At 64.8% G+C, this 23,487-nt stretch carries 19 protein-coding genes and 1 pseudogene; 7 read left to right on the forward strand and 13 right to left on the reverse strand.

All coding sequences use genetic code 11. The features are described from left to right. Positions 1-66: 66 nt before the first annotated feature. Positions 67-1,800: a GAF domain-containing sensor histidine kinase gene (locus LWC34_RS04495; RefSeq protein ID WP_233723126.1), complete on the reverse strand. Its 1,734-nt coding sequence runs from the start codon at positions 1,798-1,800 to the stop codon at positions 67-69. Between the two features lie 27 nt (positions 1,801-1,827). Between LWC34_RS04495 and LWC34_RS04500 the strand changes: the two are divergent. Beyond that, positions 1,828-2,136: pseudogene (locus LWC34_RS04500) on the forward strand (hypothetical protein); the annotation flags it as partial. Between the two features lie 101 nt (positions 2,137-2,237). Here the strand turns inward: LWC34_RS04500 and LWC34_RS04505 are convergent. After that, positions 2,238-2,669 carry a pyridoxamine 5'-phosphate oxidase family protein gene (locus LWC34_RS04505; protein ID WP_233723127.1) on the reverse strand — a complete coding sequence of 144 codons (432 nt, stop codon included), beginning with the start codon at positions 2,667-2,669 and terminating at the stop codon, positions 2,238-2,240. A gap of 189 nt (positions 2,670-2,858) precedes the next feature. On the opposite strand from LWC34_RS04505, the gene LWC34_RS04510 reads away from it, so the two are divergent. Together LWC34_RS04510 and LWC34_RS04515 are read left to right on the forward strand one after the other, a co-directional pair. After that, positions 2,859-2,996, forward strand: a complete 138-nt coding sequence (locus LWC34_RS04510) for an MBL fold metallo-hydrolase RNA specificity domain-containing protein (RefSeq protein WP_372496516.1) — start codon at positions 2,859-2,861, stop codon at positions 2,994-2,996. Between the two features lie 4 nt (positions 2,997-3,000). After that, positions 3,001-4,239, forward strand: a complete 1,239-nt coding sequence (locus LWC34_RS04515; protein ID WP_233723129.1) for an MgtC/SapB family protein — start codon at positions 3,001-3,003, stop codon at positions 4,237-4,239. 52 nt (positions 4,240-4,291) lie between these two features. On the opposite strand, the gene LWC34_RS04520 is transcribed toward LWC34_RS04515, so the two are convergent. Next, a complete protein-coding gene (locus LWC34_RS04520; RefSeq protein ID WP_233723130.1) occupies positions 4,292-5,086 on the reverse strand; it encodes a putative universal stress family protein in 795 nt (264 codons plus the stop codon). Positions 5,087-5,426: 340 nt separating this feature from the next. Between LWC34_RS04520 and LWC34_RS04525 the strand changes: the two genes are divergently transcribed. Beyond that, positions 5,427-6,386 carry an Acg family FMN-binding oxidoreductase gene (locus tag LWC34_RS04525; protein WP_233723131.1) on the forward strand — a complete coding sequence of 320 codons (960 nt, stop codon included), beginning with the start codon at positions 5,427-5,429 and terminating at the stop codon, positions 6,384-6,386. Positions 6,387-6,510: 124 nt separating this feature from the next. Here the strand turns inward: LWC34_RS04525 and LWC34_RS04530 are convergent, their stop codons facing one another. From LWC34_RS04530 to LWC34_RS04550, 5 genes are all read right to left on the reverse strand, one after another. After that, entirely contained in the window at positions 6,511-6,927 is a 417-nt protein-coding gene (locus LWC34_RS04530; RefSeq protein ID WP_233723132.1) for an Hsp20/alpha crystallin family protein, read from the reverse strand. 287 nt (positions 6,928-7,214) lie between these two features. Further along, positions 7,215-9,302, reverse strand: coding sequence for an ATP-binding protein (locus tag LWC34_RS04535; protein ID WP_233723133.1), 2,088 nt, complete (start codon positions 9,300-9,302; stop codon positions 7,215-7,217). 318 nt (positions 9,303-9,620) lie between these two features. Continuing rightward, complete coding sequence (locus LWC34_RS04540) at positions 9,621-10,226, reverse strand: DoxX family protein (protein WP_372496422.1); 606 nt, start codon at positions 10,224-10,226, stop codon at positions 9,621-9,623. Next, positions 10,192-10,386 (reverse strand): hypothetical protein, encoded by a 195-nt coding sequence (locus LWC34_RS04545; RefSeq protein WP_233723134.1) that lies wholly within the window; start codon positions 10,384-10,386, stop codon positions 10,192-10,194. Before LWC34_RS04545 ends, LWC34_RS04540 begins: the two co-directional genes overlap by 35 nt. Next, on the reverse strand, positions 10,379-10,519 hold the full coding sequence (locus LWC34_RS04550; protein ID WP_233723135.1) for a hypothetical protein: 141 nt from the start codon (positions 10,517-10,519) through the stop codon (positions 10,379-10,381). Before LWC34_RS04550 ends, LWC34_RS04545 begins: the two co-directional genes overlap by 8 nt. Positions 10,520-11,355: 836 nt before the next feature. Here LWC34_RS04550 and LWC34_RS04555 point away from each other — a divergent pair. After that, a complete protein-coding gene (locus tag LWC34_RS04555; RefSeq protein ID WP_233723136.1) occupies positions 11,356-11,532 on the forward strand; it encodes a hypothetical protein in 177 nt (58 codons plus the stop codon). 357 nt (positions 11,533-11,889) lie between these two features. On the opposite strand, the gene LWC34_RS04560 is transcribed toward LWC34_RS04555, so the two are convergent. Together LWC34_RS04560 and LWC34_RS04565 are read right to left on the reverse strand one after the other, a co-directional pair. Next, positions 11,890-12,519, reverse strand: a complete 630-nt coding sequence (locus tag LWC34_RS04560; protein ID WP_233723137.1) for a bifunctional DNA primase/polymerase — start codon at positions 12,517-12,519, stop codon at positions 11,890-11,892. Positions 12,520-13,279: 760 nt separating this feature from the next. Continuing rightward, the gene (locus LWC34_RS04565) at positions 13,280-13,792 is read right to left on the reverse strand and encodes an RNA polymerase sigma factor (RefSeq protein ID WP_233723138.1); all 513 of its coding nucleotides are present in this window, start codon (positions 13,790-13,792) and stop codon (positions 13,280-13,282) included. 605 nt (positions 13,793-14,397) lie between these two features. Here LWC34_RS04565 and LWC34_RS04570 point away from each other — a divergent pair. Further along, on the forward strand, positions 14,398-18,204 hold the full coding sequence (locus LWC34_RS04570; RefSeq protein WP_233723139.1) for a S8 family peptidase: 3,807 nt from the start codon (positions 14,398-14,400) through the stop codon (positions 18,202-18,204). A 78-nt stretch (positions 18,205-18,282) separates the two neighbouring features. Here LWC34_RS04570 and LWC34_RS04575 read toward each other — a convergent pair whose 3' ends face one another. The 3 genes from LWC34_RS04575 to lanKC form a co-directional block, all read right to left on the reverse strand. Beyond that, complete coding sequence (locus tag LWC34_RS04575; protein ID WP_233723140.1) at positions 18,283-18,681, reverse strand: SSI family serine proteinase inhibitor; 399 nt, start codon at positions 18,679-18,681, stop codon at positions 18,283-18,285. A 207-nt stretch (positions 18,682-18,888) separates the two neighbouring features. After that, positions 18,889-19,095, reverse strand: a complete 207-nt coding sequence (locus LWC34_RS04580) for a hypothetical protein (RefSeq protein WP_233723141.1) — start codon at positions 19,093-19,095, stop codon at positions 18,889-18,891. Between the two features lie 32 nt (positions 19,096-19,127). Further along, entirely contained in the window at positions 19,128-21,737 is a 2,610-nt protein-coding gene (gene lanKC, locus LWC34_RS04585; protein WP_233723142.1) for a class III lanthionine synthetase LanKC, read from the reverse strand. 814 nt (positions 21,738-22,551) lie between these two features. Here lanKC and LWC34_RS04590 point away from each other — a divergent pair. Continuing rightward, on the forward strand, positions 22,552-23,403 hold the full coding sequence (locus tag LWC34_RS04590) for an SDR family NAD(P)-dependent oxidoreductase (RefSeq protein WP_233723143.1): 852 nt from the start codon (positions 22,552-22,554) through the stop codon (positions 23,401-23,403). The last annotated feature ends 84 nt before the right edge of the window (positions 23,404-23,487 follow it).

The following is a 23,487-nucleotide window of genomic DNA, read 5'->3' on the forward strand; positions in this document are numbered from 1 at the left end:
CGCCCGGCACACTCAGCGAAAACCTGGATCCGCCGAATACCCCCAACGTACTAACGATCGTGACCACTAATCGTCCGTCGGCAGCGGAACTTCCCAGGTGACGGTGGTCCCGCTGCCCGGCGCGGTCTCGATGTCGCACGTGCCGTGCCAGCGGCTGGCGCGTTCGGCGATGTTGGCCAGCCCGCTCTGCCGTGGGAGATCCTCCGGGATGCCTTTGCCGTCGTCACGCACGGCCAGCTTCAGGCCTTTGCCCTGCCGGTCGGCGTTGACGGTGATCAGGACCGTGTTCGCCTCCGCGTGCCGCGCGGCGTTGGACAGGGTCTCCCGCAGTGTGGCCAGCACGTCGGGCCGTAGGTCGTCGGGGACGAGGCTGTCCAGGGGGCCGTCCATGTTCACGGTCGGCTCGAAACCCAACGCGTTGGCACCGTCCTGGATCACTCTGAGCAACTCGCCGCGCAGGCTGACCGGCCCGGAGCCGGGTTCTTCCTGCAGCGAGAAGATGCTCCGGCGGATCTCCCGGATGGTCTGGTCGATCTCCTCGACGAACCCGGTGACCCGACGGCCGATCTCGGGTTTGGCGATCAGCCGGGACAGTCCCTCCAGGCCGAGCCCGATCGCGAACAGCCGCTGGATCACCTGGTCGTGCAGTTCACGGGCGATCCGGTCACGGTCTTCGAACACCACCAGCCGCTGCCGGTCCTCCTGCGCGCGGGCGTACTCGATGGCCAGCGCCGCATGGCCGGCGAACGTCTTCACCATCTGCAGGTCGCTGTCCCAGAAAGGCGCCTGGCCACGCTGATTGGCGATGACAAGCACACCGAGCACGTTCTCACCGGCCGCCAACGGCACCAGCACCGCCGAACCCAGCTCCTCGAGCACCTCGGGAGCGTCGACCGCCCAGCCCGCGGCCGACAGTTTGTGCACAATGCGGGCTTCGCCGGTGGTGTACACCTCGCCGAGCTGGCTGCCGCGGACCTCGATGTGCTGGCCGACCAGACCGGCCGAGCCGGAGTGCTCGACCACCTCGAACGTGAGCTGCTCGCCGTCGTCATCCGACAGCACGATCGCGGCGAACGGGGCATTGGAGACCTCGACAGCGCGGTGCGCCACCAGCTTGAGCGCACCGGACGTGGTTTGTCCGGACAACAGGGCGCTGTTGAGCTCGTTGGACGCACGCAGCCAGGTTTCCCGTTGCTGGCTTTGGGCGAACAGCCGGGCGTTCTCGATCGCGATACCCGCCGCGGCGGCCAGCGCGATGACAACGGTCTGGTCTTGTTCGGTGAACTCGTTGCTACCTTTTTTCTCCGTGAGGTAAAGGTTTCCGAACACCGCGCCGCGCACTCGGACTGGTACGCCGAGGAAGGAGTTCATCGGCGGGTGGTTGGGCGGGAAACCGTACGACTGCGGGTGTTCGTGCAGGTCCGGGATCCGGATCGGTTCCGGGTGATTGATCAGCAGACCGAGGATTCCCTTGCCGTGCGGCAGATCGCCGATCAGCTCGCGCTGCTGGTCGTCGATGCCGATGTAGATGAACTCCTGCAGGCTGGTGCCCTCCGGCGCCAAGACACCCATCGCCGCGTAGCGGGCACCGACCAGGTCGATGGACGACTGCACGATCCGGCGCAATACGTCCGGCAGCGACAGGTCACTGGCCACCGAGACCACGGCGTCGAGCAGGCGGTGGATCCGGTCCTGGGATTCGAGCACCTCGGCTGCCCGATCCATCAGCTCGCGCAGCAGCGTGTCCAGCCGCAACTGCTTCAGATCGGGAAACGCCCGATCACCAGATCCGTCACTCACTAGCCGTCTCACCTTGTTTGGGCCGGGATGTACCTTGCCTCCGGCGAGGCTATCGCCCGCCGGGGCAGTTGGCGACCCACTGGAGCTCATTCGTGGCGGGCACGAAGTGGTTGGCACGAAAATCATCGGCTATCGCGTTGCGCCAAGGGGACACGCAGTGTGCGTCCTGATGCCCTGGCGTGCCAGGTCTTTGGCCCCTATCGACACCGTAAAGCCTTCCTCGACAGTGGGATCACAACTCCTCGAGGAGGATTCGATGCGCGGGAACTCGCTCGCCGCGGTGTCCGGCGACTGTTCGTCGTGGACGATCACGAGGTGCTCGGTGTGGTTTCACGCCGTGACCTCCGGCCGCTTGGTCCCCAAGATCCCCGGCGTGATCGAGGTCCGCGACCGGATGAGCTGTGCGTGGGACGATATGGCGGGATGGGCGCTCGTGATCAGGCAGGCCGTGGCTGGGCGGCGTCCGCGATGTACAGCCGGCGCCCAGTCACTTTCTCGGCCTCGATCCGGATGAAGTGGTCTCGTCGGCCACTCACCCACGGCTGCAAGCAGATTCCCGACATCTCAACGAGTTCGTCCGTGTCGCGGATCAGGTTCGCATGGCCGACAACGGTCACACTCCACCCCTCGCGCAGGTCCGGGTCCAGCTCGTCGGCCTGGAAGCCGACGACGGCGTTTCCGGTGGCTGACCGCAGTTTCCCGCCGCCCGCGACCCGGATGACGATATCATCCAGATACAGACGGAAGTTGACCGGCTGCACCGCGGGCAATGCCTCCTCGGTGAACACCAGACGCCCCACCCGTACCGTGTGCAACAGGTCCAGGGACTGCTCGCGGTCCAGGGCCTCGAGTTCTCGTCGCACTGTCATCGTCTGCTCCAGCCATGAATGTGTTTCGCACTTCGGCACAGGATGCGAGGCCCGCTGTCGGAGGACATAGGGGCGGAAGTCCCGCGCGGAGCAGCCGAGTGGCATCAGGGGGCGAAGGGCCTCATCCGCCCCTGTCCAAAGCCTCTGCTTACGGTGATCAGCTGAGGCACAGGATCCAAACATGACATCATCTCCCGCGATCGCGGCCCGGAGCCGTCGGTGACGTATCCGGTGCACGGCGAACGGGAAGCATCAACAGCGCTTGCCGAACGACTGCGAAGCGAGTACGCCGTGGTTCCACGCGACGGCGAACGAGTCCTGGTGTAGCGCCATGGACATCACGACTGCCTTGGCACATCTGGCCACAGCACTCGCGATCGGGCTGTTGTTCGGCCTCGAACGGGAGCATGACACGGCCGCGGACCGGATCCGGCCAGCGGGTTCGCGGACGTTTCCGTTGATCGCGTTGGCTGGTGGCGTCGCTGCCGCGTTATCACCGGTTGCGCTGGGAGTCGGGCTCGCCGCCGTGGCAGCACTCGTGGTGGCCTGGTATCTGCAAGGAGCACGTAGCGAGCATGCTGATATCGGTGCGACGACTGAGATCGCGGCGATAGCGGCCTATCTGCTCGGTGCCCTGGCTTGGGTTCGCCCTGAACTCGCGGTGCCAGCGGGAGTGGTCGCCGCGGCATTGCTGGCGGCCAAGCGGCCGTTGCACAGGTTCGCCACCCGGTTGGTCACCGATCGCGATGTGACGGATGCGATGACGTTGTTCGTGGTCGCTTTCGTGGTGCTGCCGTTGCTTCCTGACCGTCCGCTTGGGCCTTACGGTGTGTTGAACCCGGCGAGGATTTGGGTGTTGGTCATCGCGATCACACTGATCGGGTGGGCTGGCTACCTTGGTACCCGTTGGTTCGGCCAGCGGTGGGGGCTGATCGTGGCGGGCTTTGCTGGTGGTTTCGTCTCCGGGTCGGCGACGACTGCTGTGCTCGCACGGAAATCTGCCACGGGTGGTGCGTCGCTGATGCCGGGATTGCTGGCCGTCAACATCGCGACACTCGTTCAGATGGTGGCGGTCACGGCCGTCGCGAGTCCCGCTGTCGCGCTTCGTTTCTTGCCTGCCGCCGCTGCCGGGATACTTGTGTTGCTAGCTGAAATAGGGTGGCTGGTGTGGCGTCAACGGCCCGAGAACGAGGACGGTGACACTGATCCGCTGCTGACCCGGCCGATGTCGTTGAAGTCGGCACTGGTGCTCGCTGCAGTACTGGTGATCCTCTTGGTCACGACCAGAGCCGCGGCGGACTGGCTCGGCGGCGGGGGAGCACTGGCCGCTGCCGCGGCAGGTGGCCTCGCCGACGCGCATGCGTCCGCAGTCGCGGCCGCTTCACTTGTGCCCCAGGCCATCACCGTTGGTACGGCAGTGCTCGCGTGTGCACTGGCCTTGGCCACGAACACAGTCGTGAAATTGAGCTTGGCTGGTGGACTCGGCGGTGGACGCTTTGCCCTGCGTCTGGCGGCGTGGTTGGCGGCGCCGGTGGTCGCGGTGGCGGTAGCCGTGTTCTTCCTGGTCTGATCAACTTGATGCCGAGTCGCATTGTCGTGGTTTCCTCCGCTGTCTGAAGTGGTCACAGTGGTTTCACCACCAACACTGGGCACGGGGCCATGTGCAGGGCGGATGAGGTGATCACGGACAACGTCCCGGGGTTGCCGCCAGGACCGATCACGAGCAAGTCGCTCCGGTCGCAGGCCCTGGCGGCTTCATGTGGCTGGCTGCGGATGAGGCGCAGACTGGGAATCAGATCGGATGCTGTCGCACGAACGAGGTCATATCCACGTTGAAGGACTTCGGCCGGGTCCGTCCGTACAGCTACGGTGTGCGTACCGGGCAACGGAGCCGCGTGGATGAGCCTGAGCTTGCTTCTGGTTCGGACGGCGAACTGGACCGCTCGGTGGATGACGAGCTCGTCGTGCTGACCGCCAAGGGCAGCAGTGATCCACCTGTGTTCGCCTTGTACCGCTCGGGTTTCGCCGCGGATGACTACGGTGTCGCAATGGGACTCGGTCACGACCGGCAGAACTGAGCGGCCAACGCCGAACGGGCCGCGTCGGCGGCCTCGGTAGCCGATGACCAGGGTGTCGTGGTCGATACTGGCATCGAGGAGTGACTTGACCGGCGAGTCCGGTGACACAGTGACTGTGCTGAACAGCCAGGGGTACGCGGCGAGGCGTCGGGTGATGGCTTGGTCGTCCGAGGACTCCGCGGCGAACACGTCGACCGATGCGTTCTGTGTGGCGGCCTGCCGGAGCGCCCAGTCCAACGCCGCGTCGCCCCACGGCGTTCCGTCTGTTCCGACCGCGATGCGTGGCCGACGGACGTGCGGCTGGCGGGGGATAAGGCTCGGCTCGGTTGTGCGGGTCATCGTTCCTCCACTACGTCTGCACGCTCCACTCCACAGTCGTCGCGCTGTGAGGCCTGCGGATAGGGGCACCCGCCACGCGGAAAGAGGCCGAAAGACCTGAATTGGTCGGGGCGCCTGGCTGTATCGCGGCGCACGCAACACGGGGACCGTTGGCGCCGAAGAGATCCGAGGAGGACATCATGAGCAAGCGGATAAGGACGTCCACATCGACCGGGTGCTGGTGGTGGGCAGTCACGGCTACAGCCGGTTGCACGAAGCCCTGTTGGGCTCCGGTGACCGAGGCGGCAGAGAACACACAACTGACCGTGGGCCCGCTGTACTGACATTGGGGTGAGCAGTCATGTCCTTCTGGGCGCCCGGCGAGGTCCGTCTGATGTTCCAGGCGGTGACGCAAGCCCCATCGGTGCACAACATTCAGCCGTGGGTGCTGGAGTTGCACGAACGCAGCGTGCAGGTGTTCGAGCGCTGGGATGACGCGATCCCGCGCCACGACCCGAAAGACCGGGACAGGCTGATCTCCTGCGGTGCCGCGGTGACCAACCTCGAACTGGCGGTGCGCCACCTCGGCTGGGAGACCACCACGACACCGTTTCCCGACCACGGGCACCCAGACCTGGTCGCCAGTGTGACCGCAGTCCGGCCATACGTTCCGACCAGCTCGGAACGAGACCTGTACCGGGCCATTCCGTACCGGCGTAGCCACCGGTTCGGGTTCGATGGTGATCCCCTGTCGGAAGACGAGATCCGCGCCGTGAAGCATGCCCTTGTCGGCGAACGTGTCAGCTATCACCGCGTCACCGGGCGCGAGGAAGCGGAGACGGTGGCCGCGCTGACCCAGCACGCTGTCCAAGTCCTCCGGCACGATCACCGTTATCTGCGCGAACTGCAGGCGTTGACGGTCGACCGGGGCAAGGTACGGCTGGGTATCCCGGCCGACCGGATCGGGCACGGTCTGTTCGGAGGCCTCGTGCACAGCGGCGACCCGGCACCCGACCATGAGACGCTGACGTCGTTGATCACCAAGGAATGCGTCTTCGTCGTGGAAACGATCGACGACACCAGGTGGGATCATGTGCTTGCCGGACAGGCGATTCAACGAGCCTGGCTGACCGCTACCCGACTCGGACTCGCCGCCTCGCTGATCACCCAGTCGCTACAAGTGCCCGAAGTCCGAGCCGGACTGGGCGAGAAGTTGCAGCTGCCTGGTTTCCCGCACGCGTTGATGCGGTTCGGCCGCGCGACTCGCGTGCCGAAGCCAAGCCCACGACGGACGTTCGTCGATGTCGTCAGGCAGTCGTGATGAACAAGGCCGTTGTCGTAGGAGTCGATGGTTCGAGGTCTGCTGTACGCGCGGCGCGATGGAGCACGCCGATCGGATGGCGGCGGCGAGAAGCACCCAGGTGCCTACTCGCCCCGCCGGTTCCTTACTCCTTCTTGTCGATCTGGACCTGAATCCCCTTGCTCTCCGAGGATTCGTTGAGCGGCACCGTTACCTCGAGGATGCCTGTGTCATACCGTGCGGTGACTTTCTCGACAACGGCCGCCTTCGGCAGGTGCACCCTCCGGGCGAACGATCCGTACGAGAACTCGCTGTGCGTGTCGTCGTGCTTCTCGACGGTCCGCTCAGCCTTGATCAACAGTTCGCTGCCCTCGACGGTGATCGCGATGTCCTTCTCGGGGTCCATTCCCGGCAGTTCCGCACGCACCACGTAGTTGCCGTCGTCCCGGTAGTCCTCGATCCGGACCGTGCGGCGTCCGCTGAACGGCACGAACGGCAACCCGCTCTCCAGGAACCGGACCATGTCAGGGAAGAAGCTTCCACGTGGAATCATGCTCGTCATCTTTTCCTCCTTTCATCGTCACCCTCAACGCAACTCCTGTGCGCAGCGCGGGTACAGGGCCACAAGACCCACTTTCGCCAGGCCGTTAAGATCCTGTCCATAAGCGACAGACGGGAGTCGCCGGTGTCCTCAACTGCGCTGAAGTTCTTGGAACCCAACGTGTTTGACGTCCAGGTTCTCTCAGGAAACTCGCCTTCACCAAACGGATGGCGTCGTCATCGAGAGGTGGCGCAAGAAGGTCAGTGACGACATTGTGCCGAAGTACACGGTGGAGGATTCCAGTCCGTTTAGTTTCGCCGTAGTTCGAGTGCGCAGGCGATGGCGTCGTCGGTGGTGAGGCGGGTTCCTTCGCGGAATGCGACAGTGAAGGTGTCGTCTCCGAGTGACTGGCGGGATTGTTGCTCGCATTGGTCGTGCGACGGCGCCAGATACCTGAGCACGGTCAGTCGCACGCCGGTCGATCGCCACAGGTTGTCGGCTGCGCCGAGCAATCGTGCGGCACGTCTGTACCGGCCCTCGGCGGCCGCGATCCAGCCCAGTATCTCGATACTGTGCGCCAGGCCCCACCGGTTGGTGAACGGTTGGTTGATGCGCAGGCCATCGCGAATCAATCTGTCTGCCGCCTGCCAGTCGCCGGCCAACCAGCGGCCGATACCGAGCGCCCACAGTGCCCAGGACCTGGACAGGTGGGCGCGGGGATCCGACAGGGCCAGACACGCCTGGCCGTAGGCGACGGCCCGTTCGGGTTGGGCAAAAATCACGGCCAGCTGGAACAGGGTGAGCCAGAGGCCGCCATGATCCCCAGCCGCTTGAAGACAGGTGATCGTGTCCTTGTGGAGCTGGATTCCGCTGGGGACGTCGTTCTGGAAGAACGTGGCCACGCCAGTGACTCGGGCGGCATGGGCGAGGGCCGATTCGTCGCCGAGCCGCTGTGCCAAGCCGCGGCATTCCTCGACCATCGACAGTCCCGCGGCGATGTCAGCCTGGAAAATGGCGAGTTCGCCATTGACCCACAGGGCTTTGGCGCGTGCCGGACTCGGTTCCGGATTCGCCGCCAGTGCCCGATCGAGCCAGTAGCGGCCTTCGGTATGGGAGCAGGAGAGGAACCAGTAGAGCCACGACACGGCCGCGATCTCGAGGCCGCGCCGCTCCTCGCCGGGTTCAGTCAGGCAGAACTCCAGCGCGGCGCGCAGGTTGGCGTGGTCGCGCCGAAGCTGGCCGAACCGCTCCACCTCGTTCGGGCCCAGCCAGTCCCGCTCGGCCCGCTCGGTCAGGCGCTGGTAGTGGTCGCGGTGCTGGGTCCGTACGGTCGTTCGGTGACCGGACGAGGCCAGTCGTTCCTGGCCGTACTGGCGGATGGGTTCCAGCATCCGCCAGCGCACTGTGGCTCCATCCCGGTTCGTCCGTGTCAGGATGGACTTGTCGACCAGTCCGTCGACGAGGTCGAGAACGCCATCGCTGGCGATGCCTTCGCCCGCGCAGACGGCGTGGGCCGCGTCCAGGTCGAATTCGCCGATGAATTCGGATGCCCGTGCCCACATGTCCTGTTCCTCGACCGAGCACAGGTCGAAGCTCCAGTCGATCGTCGCATGCAGTGTTTGCAGGCGGGGGATCGAGGTTCGGCTTCCTTCGGCGAGGAACTCGAAGTAGTCGTCCAGTCTGCGCAGAATCTGGTGGACCGGCAGCGCCCGCACCCGGACCGCGGCCAGTTCGATGGCCAGCGGGATGCCGTCCAGCCGATGGCAGATCCCTGCGACGGTGTCGCGGTTCGCCGCGTCCACCCGGAAACCCGGCAGCGCGGCGGCGGCACGCTCCCCGAACAGGCACACCGCCGCATAGCGCTTCCGTGGGCTGCTTGCGCGGTCCGGGTCTGGAATGGGAAGCGGGCGCACCTCCAGGAGGTGTTCGCCGGTCGTGCGCAGCGCATGCCGGCTGGTGGCCAGGATCCGCAGTCCCGGCGCCGCGCGCAGCAGCCTGTCCGCCAGCGTCACGCAGGTGTCCACCAGATGCTCGCAGTTGTCCAGCACCAGCAGCAGCCGTTTGTCGGCAAGGTAGTCCGAGACGGTGTCCAGCAACGGCCGAACCGACCGATCCTGAATCCCCAGAACATCAGCGACCGCCTGGGTCAGCAGCTTGTCATCGGTCAGCGCCGCCAACTCGACCAACCACACACCGTCCGGAAACCCCTTATGAACCTCCGCGGCCACACGCAACGCCAGCCGAGTCTTACCGATCCCGCCAACCCCGGTCAGAGTCACCAGTCGAGCACTGGACAACAGGCGCTTGGTTACAGTGATCTCTCGCCGCCGACCGAGGAAACTGGTGATCTCGGCCGGGAGATTGCCTTTCAGCCCACGCGACTTGATACGGGTCATGTCATGGCCTCGTGGTCGCCGACGGGTAAACGGCCACGAGGAGCGAGACACATTCGGCCCGAACGCCTCCCCACCAGTCGAACCGCCCACACCATAGTGTCCCTTGTGGACAGTCTGCGGACGATGACAGCCGAAACCGACCACGGTGCCGGGTACGCAGACACGACACTAAGGATGCTGTGCCCCCACCTCACCCGTCACTAGCTGTCGTCGGCGGAGTCTCGCCACTGGCTACCAGTGGCCATCGCGCACCGTTGTGGATGCTGTCTGTGCAAGGGGTTGGCGCCCTACCTGAAGGGATAGGGAGCCGGGCTTGAATCAGGTCAGCCAGTGGTTGCCGCGGACGAAGCCGAGATCGGCCCACTTGCGGCCGAAACCCCACGTGTTGCCCGCGTAAGTCACCGCGGCGACGATCAGCACGATGGCGTAGATGATGTGGTAGTCGATGATCGGGTTGGTGGACATACTGGGTTGACCAGCTTCGGTGAAGCGGTCGGGCGGCCACTCGGCGACCCACATCATCAGCATCATGACGGTGCCCGCGATCGCGGAGATCCGCAGACCGATGCCGAGTGTGACGGCGACGCCGATGCCGAACAGGCCGAGCATCAACAGCCAGTCAGCCAGCCAGCCACCTGCCCAGCCGCGCAAGGTATCGGCAAACGGCCCGACGTCGACGCGGCTGAGGAATCCCTTGGTGGGCGAGCCGCCGTTGATCCACGCGTTCGCGGAACCGGTGGTGTAGCCGAAGCCGAACATCTTGTCCAGAAACGCCCACAGGAACAGTAGTCCGGTGCCGATTCGCAGCACAGCCGTCCATTTGCTCGCGGTCGTGGTCATCACGGCACCGTGTGCCGGTGCGCTGGCCGCGGCCTGGTGCGGGGTGACTTCAAAGGCCTTGTTCGGGATGTCGTGAACGGACATCGAAACCTCCTTCTCGCTGGATCTGGCTCAATCCTGTTGGCTGGGCGCGGTTCTCCGCTTGGGGCGAAAGACCCTGCGCGATACGGGCCTTGGGCAGCAGGTCGAGAAGCAACACGTTGCCGAGTACGACAGCGTCGTAGTGTTCGTTATCTTCAGGCATCCTGAGCGGGAAGTACGCTGACTTCACAGCGCGCCGACTCGATCTGATCGCCGATGACTTCGGCGATCTCGCGGGTGAAGGACCGGACAGGGCCGAACGGCACTGCCATTCCCGGGAATAGCCCCAATGCCACTGACTTAAATTAGATTGAGAGAGTTCTCGCACTTCAGAGGTGGTCTGCAGGCGTGCGGCGCGAGGTTGATCTCCAGAGGTGCGCAACGCGGGTGGCCCGGCCTGCAAGCAAGGTGTGGCCGCGTCACTGACGCACACCGGACTGTCCACAGTGGCCTTAATTGAGGCCCGCGACGGTTCGTGAGGGGAACTTCTGGTGCGTTGGATGCCGTGAAGGTGACCTTCACGGCACCAACTCGGGTAACAGGAGTGGTGTGTGGGGCAAGTGGGACTTACGTGACGGTTAATCGTCCATTGTGGACATTAAACGTCACCGGCAGTCGACCCTGCGCTGCTCGGGCAGGTCCCAACCGGCCAGAACACGTCCAACACTCGGCTACCAGGAGAGAACCGGGCAGGCGGGCATCGTCGATGCCCGGATCGCCGCGGCGGATCACCGTGTGCCGCAGGTGGTCGCGCCATTTACCACCCACGCCGCACGGATGGCTACGGCGAACTCCGAATACTGGATGACCAGTCGTGGCGCGAACATCATGCCTCCTTTCGTCGCGCCCACGGTGAGGCGTGCGCCGTGCCGGCATCAGGGCCAGGTGCTCCACCGATCTCGGGACTTTCGCCCTTGTCCGCCAGGGCAGGCGGCCCTAACCGGTGCGTGCCTGCTGGTGGGAACCTCGGGAGGTAAGTAGCGAGGAGGAAATCTGAAGGCGTTGGTCCACCACGGCCCTGGCCGCCGAACCTGGGAAGACGTCCCGAAGCCGGAGTCGCGCGACCCCACCGACGCGATCATCAAGGTGGACGCCGTGCCGATCTGCGGCACGGACTTGCACATCCTCGAGGGTGACGTGCCGGAAGGTCGAGCCGGGCAGGGTCCTTGGCCATGAGGCCGTCGGTGCTGGGCCGATCGGGTTGACGGCGATCCAGACCGCGCGGTTCTACAGCCCGAGCCATATCCTGGCGGTCGACTTCGCCGCTTCCCGGCTGGACGCGGTACTAGTACTCGAACTTGATCTTTGATGGTTGGCAGAAGATAGTCCATCCGCAATGGACTGTCCTTACAGGACCAGATGGTCACCGGCGACGGCGCTGCGGAGGAGGCGCCAGGTCTCTGGGATGTTCCTGTTCATGGCCGGGGAGCACTGTCTGGTATCCGCTGCCTGATGGCCTGCTCGGCCGGTGTCATGGAAACCGGGTCTACGTCGATTCGAGGAAGCCGCAGCGCCCCGGATTGCCGGGGGGTGGGTCGGAGCGCTGCGGCCTGCCCGCGCTGGATGGACGCGCGGGCACGCGGTGGACTCGAGTGCGAGCCGGTCAGGGCATCCGGCTGGTCCGACCGCGAGTTCGTGGGCGCTGGTCAGAAGTCGCGCATGTCGTTCACGTCTCTCTCGCCGCGTTGCCGGATGCGGTGGCGACCAGGGCGCGTTGAACGAGTGCTGGATCGCCGGGTGTCCAGTCGGTGCGGTTTGGAGTTATCCACCACTTGACTAGGTTGCCGTCCATCCGCGTCGGGGGTGCCGGCACCACCGACAGCGGCTCGGCCAGCACCACCCGCGGCCAGCGGGGCAGTTCTACGTGCAATGTTGCCGGGACGGTGACCAGAAAATGCGCCATCCGCTCGGGCGTGACGATCATCGGGGCGGGATCGTGACGGAGCATCGAATGTTTGGCCGCACTGATTCCCCAGGACATCGGCACCGAGATCACGTCGAACGCCTTCCCGGTGACCAACAGCACCGCGTGTGGCAGGGTCTGCCACCAAGCTCGCACCTGCTGGCGGTCGACAGTGGCGTGCTGGCGTGGCACAACTGGCGTCAGGCCGTTGGTGCTCGCGTTGGTGATGGCGTTGTAGTAGCGAGATTGCCGCCAGACCGAACCCGGCAGCACCGGCCAGCCGTGTTGACTTGCGGAAAGCGCGGCGTCCCGCAGCGAGATCAGCCGACGAGCGGCGGGTGTGGAAGAGCCGCATGGTGTGACTCTGAGCCGGGCGGATACTCGCTCAGACAACGACATCCCCTTTTCTCGGCGGCTGCCAGCCGCATTGGCCGTGTGGGCATTGAGAGTTGCGGAAGCGCCGAGGTGAGGTGAGGGGATAACTACCCGACTACCTACCTGAACCCGGCCGAGGCCGCTGATTGCTGACGAGGTGTCGTGGCGAGTGAGGCCCGGATGTGGTCGGGTAGTGCCTATTCCGGCAGCGGGATAAGAGCTCCTCGGTGCGGTTATGGGGGAGCACATGAGGTTGCCTGTCGACAACGCCGACTTGACGCGGGCGTCGTGGAATCCCGCTTGATTCTCTCGACCACGGCCGCGCGGCGGGAAATGGGTGGATAGATACCCTCGATGACGTCCGCCCGGTTTTCCTGATAAGGCCGGCCGGTGGTGCGGGGACACGTCGCTTTGGGTGGTTCGTGGTCCGACTGAACGGTCTTCTGGCCGCCGGATCGTTGAGCGGAATCCACGTACGCCTCGCTGATCCTGATCACCGCCGGTCGTGACCACTGATTCCGGCGCGGCTCCGCGAGAGTGGGCAGCCTTCGGGGAGGCGAATGGACGACGGTGGCGATAGTGCGCCACCGTCTGTTGTTTTACCGCTGCGATGGATGGGCCATTGTGCGGTGACGGGAGGTTGCTCCCAGCGTCAGCACCCCAGCGAAGGGGCAGTGGGCAGGGCATTGTCCTGATGGGGCGGACGGGAGGCAGCTTCTCGAGGGCGGGAGTGGGGGACGCCCCTAGGCGCCCATTCCCGCCCGACCAGCCGGGCCGGTCAGGTTCCCCTCGAGCAGGCAAGGCTGATCCGGCGGCGCAGCCGGTACACGGCGGAGTACGTGCTTTGTGGGGTGGTCCCCAGTTCGTCGGCGATTTCCTTGGGGGCACGGCCTGTTGTCAACAGCGACAGCAGTCTGCGATCGCTTGGCGAGAGGCCTGCCGACCTGTCCGCGAGCCAACGAGCCTCCGCCCTGTCACACGCGAGTTCGGCGGGATCCTCGGACGCGGGCGGCAGGAGCCGGGGGTGCATGCCCAGCCGTCCGGCCACTGCCCTGCGACGTGCTTCGTCGACGCACAACCGTTGGATCACCGTGACGAGAAACGGTCGCAGTGACTTGAGTTCCAGGTGGCGGGCCTGCGCGCCGCGGAGGAACGCCTCCTGCACGATGTCCTCAGGGTCGAGGATGCCCTGGCAGCGCGACGCAGCAATCCTGAGCAACGATGGACGGAGGTTGACGCATTCCTGCCAATAAGAATCATCAGGCGCTCGGCGGTATCTGTGTGTGTCCATGACAAGAGGAAACGTACTCCACCCCGCCGGTTTCAGGTAGGCGCTTAGGTACTTCTCCCGTATCGCATTCCGGTCATGTTGGCCGACCCTTCCGGATCACGGCTTGGCTACCGGTCAACCCATCAACGATCCGCCAACGAGGGCAACGGAGAAGACGAACCTGCCGCAGATCGTGCCGAGCATCCGTTACGGCCAATTGTGGACATTGACGAAACTACGCCGACGATCTCCTGGTGCCAGGGGCCACTCCTGGCGTCATTCTTTACAGCACTAAGTGGCATAACCGGTCAAGCTGACAATGCCGGAGTAAGCGAGGACAACAGAGGACAGAGCGCGAACGGAGGAAGTGGTTCACGTCCTCCGTATCGGCAGAAATTACCTGTAGTCCACAGAGATGAGGACCTATGCGCGCACAACTGACCCGTCACCAGAATGGCCTATTACACGCTCGGTATGGCTTACGCGGGCTCGTGCTCGGCGTAGTGTTCGCGATTTCGGCAGTACCCGAAGCGCATGCCGAGTACGCATTGAATGACAGCCATCAAACGGTCGCACCTGGTGGTCAATCAAGTACAAGCAGTGAACAGCGGCATCGGGTAACGCTGTTGACCGGTGACGTGGTCACCTATACCGAACGAAACGGTGGACAAACGACGCTGTCGATCGAGGCGGCACCCCGATCCGGCCCGCGACCGGTTTTCGAGACCAGCAGTAGCCCGGACGGCTATTTCGTGGTCCCGTCCGATGCCGCGCCTTACCTGGCGTCGGGTGCTGTGGACCCGGAATTGTTCGATGTCAAGGAGTTGGTCAAGGAAGGTCTCGGTGACGCGGCCAGCGACAAGCTGCCTGTGATCGTGAGCTACGACCGGAACGTGCCCGCCGATGCGGTCACCCGTCAGACAGATGATCTGCCGGGTAGCGACCGGACAGTGACCTTGCCGACCGTGAACGCGGCCGCGGTGCGGGTGAAGCGAACTGACGCGAACGAGTTCTGGCGGGCTCTGGCCGGAGAGGTGGGGGGCGATCGAGCAGGCAAGCGCGCACTCGGTGGCGGCGTCGCAAAGCTCCGGCTTGACCGCAAGGTCAAGGCCAGCCTCGACAAGAGTGTGTCGCAGGTCGGTGCGCCTGAGGCGTGGAAGACCGGGCTGGACGGTCAGGGAGTGACGGTCGCGGTGCTGGACACCGGCATCGACGCCCAGCACCCCGATCTGGCCGGCAGGATCGCCGACTCGCGCAATTTCACGGCAGATCCGGACACCGGTGACGGTTACGGCCACGGAACCCACGTCGCGTCCATCATCGCCGGATCAGGGGCAGCCTCGGGTGGCAAGTACCGAGGAGTGGCCAGCGGCGCACGGCTGCTCAACGGCAAGGTGCTCAACCACTTTGGTTCCGGTGAGCTCTCACAGGTCATGGCCGGCATGGAATGGGCGGTGCACGCTGGCGCGCGCGTGGTCAACATGAGTCTCGGCGGGGGCCCCTCCGCGGGCGACGACGTACTCAGTGAGTTGGTCAACAAGCTCACCACGGAAACAGGCGCGCTGTTCGTGGCCGCGGCAGGCAATTCCGGTGGCATCACAGCGGTGGAGACACCGGCAGTGGCCAGTTCCGCGCTCGCGGTCGGAGCCGTGGACAAGTCCGATCGCCTCGCCGCCTTCTCCGCGCGTGGACCGCGGTTGGGCGACGCCATGGTGAAACCGGAGATCGTGGCGCCCGGTGTGAACATCGTCGCCGCCCGCGCCGCCGGGACCAACCTCGGTCCGGTGGTTGGTGAGAAGTACACCCAGTTGTCGGGGACATCCATGGCGACGCCGCACGTGGCCGGCGCGGCCGCGCTGCTCGCCCAGAAACATCCCAGTTGGCGATCCGGTGAGCTGAAGGCGTTGCTCACCACGAGCGCCAAGGACGTCGGCGCTTCGTGGTACGAGCAAGGCTCCGGGCGACTCAACATCCCCGGGATGTTGGCCGACAAGGTTGTCGGGCCGTCGTCGGTCGGGTTCGGTCGATTGTCCTATCCGGACGGACAGATCGCGACGACACGGACGGTGACTTACACCAACGTCACCGAACGGGATGTGTCCCTCTCGCTGACCGCGTCGGCAACGGTGTGGACCGGCGGCGCAGCGCCCGGCGGTGTGGTGTCGCTGGACAAGAGCACCGTCGTCGTGCCTGCCAAGGGGCAGGCCACGATCGGGGTGCGGATCGACCCCACGATCGGCCCGGCGGGAGCCTACGGCGGGTTGATCACAGCCATCGACAAGACGGACGGTATCGCCATCCGGACGCCGATCAGCTTCTACGACGAAGCCGAGCACTTTCCCCTCACTGTGAAGATGACGGACTCTCGCGGGAACGCGCCTCCTTCGCGCCCGCTGACGGTCGTCCGTGACGACTATGACTGGGCAAACGCCAGGAACAACGATCCCTTCGTCCCTGCGACGTTCGATATGTGGTTGGACAACGGAACCGGCACCGTCAGCGTGCCGAAAGGCAAGTACTCGACCGTCGCATCCGTTGTCGAACCGGCGCTCGACGTTCGACGCGCCACCCTGATGGCCGCCGCCGCGGTCGCTGTGGACGCGCCGAGCACCATCGCGTTGGACGCGCGTGCGGCCGTGCCCATGCAGGTGGAGACCCGGGAGCCGACCGACATCAGGGAGCGGTACACCGCAGTGCGGCGCTACCTGCCAGGAGCGTTCACGGCCTTCGCGAGCGGTGTGCTCACGTCAGGATCCGGCTGGCAGACGTACATCACGCCCAGTGCCGCGGCTGGGCACGGAACAGTGGGCTCGCAGGACCACCTGACGCTGGGACAAGCCCTGGTGGACCTCCGCGTCCGCGCACCACAGCAGCTGGCGCTGCACCCGCTGTACGACGCGGTCACCATCGCTGGCGGACTCGCCGGCCACCGGGAGTTGCAGGTCGTCTCCGTCGACTCGGCCAAGCCGGCGGACTTCCAGGCGGCCAAGGACAAGGTGGCGCTGGTCCGGCTCGGCGTTCCCGCCGGAATCAACGGCGCCGACCTGCCGGAGCATGCTGTGCGAGCTGCGCAGACCGCGGTGGCCCAGGCCAGACAAGCCGGCGCGGTGGCGACCCTGACCTTCCTCGATATGCCAGGTGCACTGCCCATCCAGGGAGTGGCTCATGACGCACAACCGCACCTGTCGTTGAGCAGTGAGGAAGGCGCGCGGTTGCGTGAGCTGTCCAAGCGCGGCGACACCACACTCTCGATCGCTGTCCGCAGCAAGCCGGAGTACATGTACAACCTGTACTTCCGCGATCGCAATGGAGTGCCTGCCAGGCATCTCAACAAGGTCGACCCTGCCACGCTGGTCGCGGTCGACACCCGCTACCACGGTGACAAGCCCGACACCATATTCAGCAAGAGGTGGTTCGCGCTGCCCACCGACACCCCGTCCAGCGTCGCGCTCAACGGAACCCAGTTCCAGGGGCCGTCCCAGTGGAAGGAATACATCGGACCAGCCGACGACAAGGTGTTCTGGAAGCGTTTCGTGTCCCAGATGGCACCGGGCCAAGGCGGAGCGCCCGACTGGTCCACGACGTTCAACATGCTGTCTGAAGACGTGTTCCGCACAGCGGGCACACGGCCTCAGGAGCGCTGGTTCCAGGCACCGATTCGCGGCGGCGCGGCCACTCACACGTACGGTGCCTTCCCCCGGCTGTGCTCGCCGTGCCGGAGCGACACGGGCGATTTACTGCCGGACGTCCATTTGAAGGACTCCCACCGCGGACACTTCATCGAACCGTGGCAGTCGGGCAAGTACCTCAGCAAGGTCCGGGTGTACCGCCGTGGCCAGGAGATTCCAGGACAGACCAGTCCGCTGCGCGTGCCACTGTTCCGCCTCGACGAGCGGCCGGACATCTACCGGCTCGAGATCGACGACGAGTGGCCGGCTAAGCCCGTGTACGGCTGGCCCAACGGGGCGATCAACCGGCTGACACCTCGGGTCAACACAGTGGCGACCTTCCGTTCGGCGCCACCGACCGGCACGATGCCGCCCGGCTATACCTGCCTGGGCTTGTGGGCCAAGTGTGCCTATCAGCCCGTCATCCAGATCGACTACCAACTCGGGCTCGACCTGCTCAACCAAGCGCCTGCTGGCCGCGTGTACACCTTCGATGTCGTTGCCGGACATCATGAGGGCGCGCAACCGGCTGGCCGCATCATCGAGTTCCGGCTGTGGTACTCGACCAACGATGGTCGCGACTGGCAGCGCGCCCAGGTGGTCCCCAGGGAAGGTGGCCGGTACGCGGTTCCGATCGCACACCCGGCGCTCGGCCAGACAAACGGATTCGTCTCGCTGCACGTCGAAGTGTTGGATTCCGCCGGCAACCGCACGGACCAAACCATGCAGCGTGCGTACGCGCTGACAGAGAATCCCGTGCAGTGACGACAACGGACTGTGCCCGCGCAACGTGGTCACGCGCGTTGCGCGGCACAGACCAAACGAACCAGGACGCTGGAAAACTTAGAAGCCGAACACCAGCCCGGTGCTCGCCATCATCTTGCAGGCATTGCGATAGCTCTGTGCGAAGCGCACCGGGATACCCCGCCATTCGCCGAGCGCGGTCACGCTCACTGGCTTGTACACACCACTGCACACCTTGCCCGGTACGCCTGGAAGCCGGGCAAGGTCGCCTTCGGCGACTGCCAAGTCATGGCACGCGGTGTCGGGATACGGATGATCTCCACTCGGCGGATCACACCTCAGCTTCCTCGCTCGCGTCATGGTTCCCGACACGAGATCTTCGGATTCGGAGATCGTTAAGTCCAGCTCGGTGGACAGTTGCGGCGCTTGCGGCGATTGGTTCACGGTCGCGGCGCGACCTGGTGACACGAATCCGCAGAGCGCCATCGCAGTTGTCACCGTAACCAGTTTGAAAGCGCATTTGATGGTCAATTCGAAACTCCGTGTTCCACTGTGTGGTCATCGTTATGACTTTTCGGACGCAGGTCGACTCAAGAATTGGCGGAGAGTCGCCATATGGCCACATTTCGCCAACTTGCGCTTCTGGTGGATCCATATGTTGTTCGGATGGGTGGAGTGTTTCTGGCCGCGTTTCACCCGGATGTCTCACACAGTTTCACTCGAATAGCTGTAGTCGTCGCTTTCTGTCTGCGGCGGAGTGTGGTCGGGGCCAAGTGATCGGTACGCCGACGGCCCATGCTGGCCAGTTCCGTCGGTGTCACCGCCGCAGCAAGTACGGGCTCCCGCACCGAGATCCGGCATGTCGTCCGAAGTCTCGACCTCGAGACCCTGCAGGCTCAAGATGAGGTTCATGAGGTCTCCTGTCGTGGGATAGGGCAACGCAGTCACTTCGCCGGGGCGCTCGCGTCCAGGAACGGCAGCAAGGCACCGGACCGATCCGCCGCGACGGTCAAGGCCCGGAGCACACCAGCTGTGCCTGTGGCGAAGTCCATGGACAGACGCAGTGACTTGTTGCCGGGGAAGGCGAGTTCGCCGCGGTAGCGCACCACGTGCCAGCCCAGTCGTGCCAGGTGGCGCGTGAGCGCGCGCTCGTCGTCGAAGTCCGCGTGTCCGCGTTGCAGTGTGGCGAGCGCGCCGAGGAGTCCGGCCCTACCCGCGAACAATCCGGATTGGGCCACGAATTCCGGGTAGCAGGCGCGCCGCAAGGCCGGCAACGCGGTCGCGCACTGCGTGTCCGGTACATGCCGGACGAGTTCCTGGACGACCAACGCGATCCCGGCAGCGCCGACGCCAAGGTGCGGTAGCGGTTGTCCGCCCTCACCGGGGACCTGCAGTGAGCCGTCCGGTCGTGCGACGCATTCGTCGAGATCCCGTTGCACAGCACACGCGGCTAGGTCGAGCCAGGAACGGTCACTCGTGTGCTCGTACAGCCTGACGAAGAACAGTCCGGGACCGGACCAGCCGCGCAAAAGGCCCGCTGTGGCATAAGGTCCACGCCGACCGGCGGTGAGGTGTGGCTTTTCGGCCAACCGGTCGCCGATGGACAACGCCTGTGCCAGGTACGTCCCTGACTGCAGGACCTGACCGAAATGCAGGAGGTTGAGACCGATCCCGGCCAGGCCGCTGTGCAGCCCGTGATCATGTAGTTGCCCCACCAGTGGCGCCGACTCGTCGATCAACGCGACCGCTTCGTGGACATAACCGAAGTCCCGCAACACGTATGCGATGCCGTGCGAGCCGTCGTAGAAACCCGGCCGGTGGGGGCGTTCCCGGCGGACCGAGTTCAACAGCCAACGCTCGTGCTCCATGTAGCGGCCGCCACCACTGACCGCGAGTGCGTGCAGCACGCCGGCCGCACCAAAGGCGAAACACGCGCCCCCGACAGTGAATTGCTCGATGTCGCCGGGAAACAGCCGATCCTGGCGGTCCGGCGTCGCGCTGAGCAAGATGGCTTCGATCAGTGACCCGCAGACCGCGTGCCAGTCGGGCCGTGCCGCATCGAACTCCACCGCTGTCGGGGTCTTGTCGCGTCCGACGTTCATCGTCGTGCGGGACCTCGCCTGCGGCTGGACGTTCACAACCGATCCGCTCGTCGGCGCGAGCTCGGCGAGCACGACCTTGCCGAACTCGTCGGGAACGGGAAAGCGCTCCTGGATGGCTTCCATGTAGAGATTCACCTTGTCGGGCTGGAACCGCATCATGCGTGTCAACGGCAGGAACATGTGCAGCCGCAGTGCGGCGAGTGCGTAGTCGTCGATCGCCTGCCCGGTCCGGTCGTCCGGCGCGCTGAACCCGGGAGCCGCGGGGACGGGGCGGCCGTCCGATTCGTCGATCAGGAACGCGAGTTCGAAGTCCACCAGCGAGACCGAGTCGTCCTCGCCGAGGAGAATGTTGCCGGGATGCAGGTCGGCGAAGACGACTCCGCGTTTGTGGATCGAGCGGACCAGCTTCTCGACCTGGTCGAGCACGCCCAGCGCACGCCGTGTGTAGGCGGCGACGTCGGCCTGCTCGGAATCACACGTGGCCAGCGGGTAGTTGGCGGCCACCCACCGGTCGAGGCGGCGGCCCGGCAGGTACTCCATCATCAAGTAGTGGTGTTCCCATACGGTGAACCAGTCGTACAGCACCGGCACGCCTGGCACGCCCTGCAACCGCTGAAGGGAATTTCGTTCACGGTGCAGCCGCGCGACGGCGTCCGTTCCGTCAAGGTCGAGACCGGCATGCGGCCGCGCTTCCTTCAGCACCACCAATTCGTCGCCCATGTCGCGCCTGGCGAGGTACACCCCGCCGCCGTTGGAAAAGTGCAGTGCGCGTTCCACCAGATGCGGAAAACGCGATTCATGTGGACGGTCGCGCCGTGCGAGGTGTGGCGCCAGGACCTCGGGCACTTCGGCCCAGTCGGGAAAACCGAAGACCGGACTGCACTGCTCGGCAACGAGAGTTCCGTCGGGACGTTCGATCGCCGGAACGAACTGGCCCTCGTCATCGGCCAGCCACCGTTCGGTGAACGCGCCGTACCGTACGTAGAGCGGTCCTGTTCCGTACCGTAGGTCCGACAGGATGTATGGCCCGTGCTCACCGGCCAATTCGGCGGACAGGTCCACAAGAAGCCGTTCGAGCTCCGCGTAGTCCGCGGGGTAGATCGTGACGAACTTTCCGCTGTCCTCGCGGGGTGCGTACTTGGCGTTCTTGGTCAACAAGATCTTCTTGCTGTGCAGGAACTTGAAGCTGATTCCCCGGGGGAAGCAGTAGTCACACACCGCCTTCAGTATGCGCTCTGCGTTGTCCAACCTGGCGGAGACGTGCACCTTCCAGCCCTGTCTCGGCAGAGTCCGGCCGCGGCAGCTCATTGCCACCCAGATGCCGCGCCGGGTGCACTCCCATCCCATGGGCAGGGGACGCCACACGTGGTCGAACGAGTCGGCGTCGGTGCCCAACCTGGCCGGTGTGTCGTAAAACCAAGGGTCTGCCAGGCAGAACTCCTCGTAACGCATGTCCAACTCGAAGCGCCTCTCTACTACTACCAGGTCTTCACACATGGCGTGAGAATTGAAGCGGCGGCACCCATGTGGCGACTGTTCTTCAATTGCATTTTGATCAGGCCGAAGCCGATGTCGTATTCCCCGTGTCCTGCGCCGTTTCGCGGCTGGCGGCTCACGAATCTCAGGTGAGCTCCTCCGGTCGGTCTCAATCTCGCATCATTGCTGCCGGCTGCGCGTTTGCTGCTGACGATGTCGCGGTCGACGGAACGTGCTGAACCTTTTCAGACCCAATTCTCCTAGCGCGCCAGCCGTACGGGTGGATCGGCGCCAGATCCAAATGGACGTCACCCGGGCGCAGCAGTAAGATCGTCATATCGCTGATGCCCCAACCGAAAGTAATTTGGGAATTAGCTCAAACGGGTGCCCCGGGCGTCACACGTCTGGTCCTTGCGGACTGTATGGTGTCCCGACAAAGTGGTCTAGGTTCGCTGACGATGCGCTGGATGGGGCAAGAAGTAGAGGCGGTTCGGAGGAGTCCTTTGGCTCGCCTCGGCGCCGTTCCGCTCATCCGCTTGGCCTACTCCCCGACTGGAGTAAATATGCATGGGTGATCCCCACTTTCAGCATGAGGCGCTACCGCGTCTGACCACAGGAGATGCAAAAACTTCGTGAGCACTCAAGTGACCCATCGGATTCACCGTCGGCGCGCGAAGAAGGATCTGACGGATATGGACGAATGGACATCAGCGCGACTCAACTCTTGGATCCAACGGCTGGACCGGAAGTGTCCGTCGCGCGAAGAGATCCGCCTCGGGCGGACGTCGAAGTGCGTCGGACACGGCCGATCGCACTCGTCACCGGTGCGACTGACGGAATCGGCCGAGCGGTATCGCAGCGCTTGGCCGGCCTCGTTGACACACTTCTGGTGCACGGCCGACGTTCGGAGTCGCTGACGACGCTGGCCGCTACGCTGGCACCCGCGAACCCGGGCACCAGCGTCGTTCCGATCGTGGCTGACTTTGGGCGGTTCGCTGATGTCGAGCGCCTGATCCGGCGGGTTCGCACGATCTACGGTCACCTCGACATTCTCGTGAACAACGCGGCGACGGTCGGTCAGTATTCGCACACGCTGACCGAGGATGGGCATGAGCAGGCCTTTCAGGTGAATTACCTGGCTCCGGCTTTTCTGACCGCTGGGCTGTTCGATCTGCTGCTGGTGGCCAGGCGTGGTCGGATCGTCAATGTCGTCTGCGACGCCTACCGCGACGTCACGACGTTTGATCAAGATCCGCTTGGCAACCGCTGCTATCACCCTGCGGTGGCGTATGCGCAATCCAAATTCGCCCTGGTCGCGCATACCGCCTCACTGGTCGCTGCCTGTTCTGGGACTCGGCTCGCCGCGGTCTGCGTCGATCCTGGCTTCACTGAAACGAAATTGCAACGTCAGTCATTCCGCTGGCCGGGTGGGCCGGTCAGCGCGGCGGCCGACAACGTGCTCTACGCCGTGACAAAGCCGGTCCATGACAGGGAGTTCTACGTGCAAGGGAAGGAGATCGTCCAGCCGCAGTCCGAAGTGCTCCAAATTCCCGTGCAGCGGCAACTCGACAAGGTCACGGGGGAGGCGTTGGACATGAGCCTGCCGTGGGCAGCGACGGGCTTGCTTCGTATGGGCGCCTAGTGGTCACGACTAGTTTCGTAGACGGGACTTCTGGCACAGGACACTCATATCCGCAGCCCGCGATATCGGCGGCGGGAGTGCTGA

It is taken from the genome of Kibdelosporangium philippinense (assembly GCF_021390435.2).
GTDB lineage: Bacteria > Actinomycetota > Actinomycetes > Mycobacteriales > Pseudonocardiaceae > Kibdelosporangium > Kibdelosporangium philippinense.

Coding starts and splice junctions, on each gene's coding strand:
- LWC34_RS04515 (WP_233723129.1), top strand. CDS start 3,001: ATGGACATCACGACTGCCTTGGCACATCTGGCCACAGCACTCGCGATC.
- LWC34_RS04565 (WP_233723138.1), bottom strand. CDS start 13,792: ATGGACACACACAGATACCGCCGAGCGCCTGATGATTCTTATTGGCAG.
- LWC34_RS04535 (WP_233723133.1), bottom strand. CDS start 9,302: ATGACCCGTATCAAGTCGCGTGGGCTGAAAGGCAATCTCCCGGCCGAG.
- LWC34_RS04580 (WP_233723141.1), bottom strand. CDS start 19,095: ATGAACCTCATCTTGAGCCTGCAGGGTCTCGAGGTCGAGACTTCGGAC.
- LWC34_RS04545 (WP_233723134.1), bottom strand. CDS start 10,386: ATGCCTGAAGATAACGAACACTACGACGCTGTCGTACTCGGCAACGTG.
- LWC34_RS04505 (WP_233723127.1), bottom strand. CDS start 2,669: ATGACAGTGCGACGAGAACTCGAGGCCCTGGACCGCGAGCAGTCCCTG.
- lanKC (WP_233723142.1), bottom strand. CDS start 21,737: ATGCGTTACGAGGAGTTCTGCCTGGCAGACCCTTGGTTTTACGACACA.
- LWC34_RS04530 (WP_233723132.1), bottom strand. CDS start 6,927: ATGACGAGCATGATTCCACGTGGAAGCTTCTTCCCTGACATGGTCCGG.
- LWC34_RS04520 (WP_233723130.1), bottom strand. CDS start 5,086: ATGACCCGCACAACCGAGCCGAGCCTTATCCCCCGCCAGCCGCACGTC.
- LWC34_RS04540 (WP_372496422.1), bottom strand. CDS start 10,226: ATGTCCGTTCACGACATCCCGAACAAGGCCTTTGAAGTCACCCCGCAC.
- LWC34_RS04525 (WP_233723131.1), top strand. CDS start 5,427: ATGTCCTTCTGGGCGCCCGGCGAGGTCCGTCTGATGTTCCAGGCGGTG.